Annotated in this window: 3 protein-coding genes; all 3 read right to left on the bottom strand. The window is 44.4% G+C overall.

Annotation, left to right across the window (positions count from 1 at the left end):
- Positions 1 to 50: 50 nt before the first annotated feature.
- Complete coding sequence (locus F7C14_RS06005) at positions 51 to 1,553, bottom strand: replication factor C large subunit (RefSeq protein WP_290900876.1); 1,503 nt, start codon at positions 1,551 to 1,553, stop codon at positions 51 to 53.
- 28 nt (positions 1,554 to 1,581) lie between these two features.
- Complete coding sequence (locus F7C14_RS06000; protein WP_290900874.1) at positions 1,582 to 1,902, bottom strand: cupin domain-containing protein; 321 nt, start codon at positions 1,900 to 1,902, stop codon at positions 1,582 to 1,584.
- A 4-nt stretch (positions 1,903 to 1,906) separates the two neighbouring features.
- On the bottom strand, positions 1,907 to 2,930 hold a 1,024-nt coding region (locus tag F7C14_RS05995), incomplete at its 5' end, for a DNA gyrase C-terminal beta-propeller domain-containing protein (RefSeq protein ID WP_290900872.1).

Raw genomic sequence — 2,930 nt, 5'->3', positions numbered from 1 at the left:
GATTCCGGGAGTTTTTGAAATATATCCCTCTATTCCTACTCTTTCTTCTATCATGAGAAGAATTCCTCTAAGGACATGTCCTTGCCCTTCTTTTCCTTTTTCCTTCTCTTTCTCTTGGTTTCCTTTTTCTCCTCTTCCTTCTTCTCCTCTTTAACCTCGGCTATCTCAACTTCTTCTTCCTTCTCTTCGAATTCTTCAACTTCTGCTTCTTTCAGTTCCACCTCCTCAACTTTTGCAGCGAATCCCTCAAGAAAAGTCTCGTCTTCAATTCTGTGGTAGTTGTGCTCCTTCATGTACCTGTAGATTTCCTCTCCTCGCTCGTCACCAACTAAAAATTTAAGTTCCTCCTCGTTTAGGTCGTAAAAAGCAGCAATTTTTGCCGCTGTGTCGGTGTCCAACGTGGAGAGGAGAAATCTCACGTAATCGTAAAGTTCCGTATTCGCTTTTTTCCTCGACATGTGGGAATACTTAGCGAGTTTTTTCAGAATGTTTCTCCGTAATTCTCTCTTCTTTTGGAAAGTCACGAGCTTCTGCCAGAACGTCGGACGAGTGTATCTTGTGAAACCTTTTTTCACCTTGCTCTTCGACTGCTGAACTCCTACGGTCATTAAGTAACTGGCGTATTTCCACAGTCTGTAGAACTGCCTCCTCTTCACCCTTCCAAGGAACATGTCTGCCCTTGAAAGAACGAGCTGAGCTTTGTATAGATCTTCTCCTTCGTATTCGAGCGGTACATTAGCGTCGATCCAGTAAATTAAGTCCTCGGGGGATTCGTCAAGAAGCATTGTTTCTGAGTAGACAGTCGAGTAGTACGTTTTGAAGATCTTCTGCATAACCTTAAAAACATCAGTCTCTTGAGTTCTCTTAGCCACCACTACATCTTCGGCTTTTACAACTTTCCTCCCTTCAGCTACTGCCTGTAGATCGTTTATCGCCGCCCTCAAGTCTCCTCCGGCGTTGTCTGCTATTGCGTAAAGGGCTTTCTTGTCGATCTCAATTCCTTCAAGCTTCGCTATTCTCTCCAAAACCTTCACGACCTGATCTCTTGTTAGTCTTTTGAAGTTTACCATCGTCACAAGGTTTCTCAACTCCGGCGAGAGGTTGTAGGGTTCGTTTGCTATCAGTATCATCGGCTGAGGTGGATTTCTTCTCAGAACTTTTATCAGGGCGCTTTCTCCACCGAAATCCTCTTTTTTGCTTATATTGTCAACCTCGTCGAGAATTATGAGCTTCAGCTTTCCTTCCTTCGTGGATAAAAAATCCCCTTCATCGCTCAAAGTTTCGTTAAAGGCTCCCTCTCCAACAATTCTGTAAATAACGCTCCAGTTTCTCTGATCGGAAGCATTTAACTCCACAACTTCCCAACCGTAAGTATTGGCTAACGCTAAAGCGAGGGAGGTTTTTCCAACCCCCGGAGGACCGGCAAAAAGAAGGGGTTTCTGCTTAACGCCTCTCTTCCAGTTTTCAGCCCAAGTTACGACAGTTTTGATTATACTTGACGGAGCAACAACATCTTTGATCGTTTTCGGGCGGTACTTTTCAACCCACAGCATCGCTCTACTTTCTCCTCCAGACAATATATTATTTTTCCAGCCAGAAGGTGTCGTCCTCTTTGTAATTGTATTTGAAAACTAAGACCTTCATGTTCCCTTCGGCTGAATGAATAGCTCCGGGCTTGCAGAGTAGAACGCTTCCGCACGAAACTTCGTAATCGTTTCCATCGATCTTCATTACTCCCTCTCCTTCGACTATGACGAAAACTTCCGTCTGAACTTTGTGGTAGTGACCGCCGACCCTTCCTTTAATCTCCACCAGCTGGATAAAGCAGTCTTCGCTGAACTCGTAAAGCTTAGACACTCTGTAGTTCCCCCGCTCTACCCACTCTTTTGCTTCAAGTCTCATGAAGTTAAATGAAGCTCGCGGATATAATTCCTTTTTTGCTAACGGTAACGCCGATAGCGTTTCTTCCCATTACCGGAATCTGCTTGACTTCGACGACCACCACGTTTCCGTCTTTGCTGACGACCATGAGCTTGTCGCTCTTTACGAACTCTGCAAAAACGAGCCTACCAGTTTTTTCGTTTACCTTGTGGGCTATAACTCCCTTCGCTCCCCTCCCGGTTAGCCTGAACTCTTCCGTCTTCGTTCTCTTTCCGTAACCGTTTTCGGTTAGCGTTAGAATCAAGTCTTCGCTTCCAACATCCATCCAGGCAATTTTGTCTCCTTCAAGGCTTATAGCCTTCACACCTCTCGCGTTTCTCTTGTACTCTGGAACTTCTTCGGCTTTAAACCTCACGAGCCTTCCGTTTTCAGTGGCGATTACGATCTCATTTCCATCAAGCTTTTTAACAAAAGCAACGCTTTCTGGAGAAGCTAATATTCCGGATCTCTTCGCGTTTTCAAACTCGGCGATGTTAACCTTTTTTATGTATCCACTCTCCGTAAGAATTACAACATTTCCTTTTTCGAAGGGGACTATCCCGACAATCTCGTCTTCAATTCTCAGAAATCTCTTTAAACTCACTCCCTTTCCGCTTCTCTCCTGCTTTGGAATTTCGTAGGCGTTTATTGAGAACGCTTTCCCATCCTTTGTGAAGAGGAGTATTCTATCGAGAGACCTGACTTTAACTATGTAGGCAGCGTAATCGCCATCCCTCAGGGAAATTCCGGAAATGCCAACACCACCTCTCCTCTGAACTCTGAAGTCACTTTCGTCGAGCCTCTTAGCAAACCCGTCTTTGGTGATTATCAGAACGTTGTCCTCGTCTTTTATTGTGTCAACTTCCGTTATCTCCTCGTATTTCTCGACTATCTTAGTTCTCCTATCGTCTCCGTAGTTTTTCTTTATTTCTTCGAGTTCCTTAATTATTATCTCGTCCATTTTTTCCTGAGAAGCGAGTATGCTTTTGAGCTCCCGTATTTTCTTATCG

It is taken from the genome of Ferroglobus sp., assembly GCF_015521575.1.
Taxonomy (GTDB): Archaea; Halobacteriota; Archaeoglobi; order Archaeoglobales; family Archaeoglobaceae; genus Ferroglobus.
This window is presented reverse-complemented; position numbering and strand designations above follow the sequence as displayed.

Bases quoted from the DNA above. Each gene is read 5' to 3' on its own strand.
- F7C14_RS06000 (WP_290900874.1), bottom strand. From the start codon at position 1,902: ATGAGACTTGAAGCAAAAGAGTGGGTAGAGCGGGGGAACTACAGAGTG.
- F7C14_RS06005 (WP_290900876.1), bottom strand. From the start codon at position 1,553: ATGCTGTGGGTTGAAAAGTACCGCCCGAAAACGATCAAAGATGTTGTT.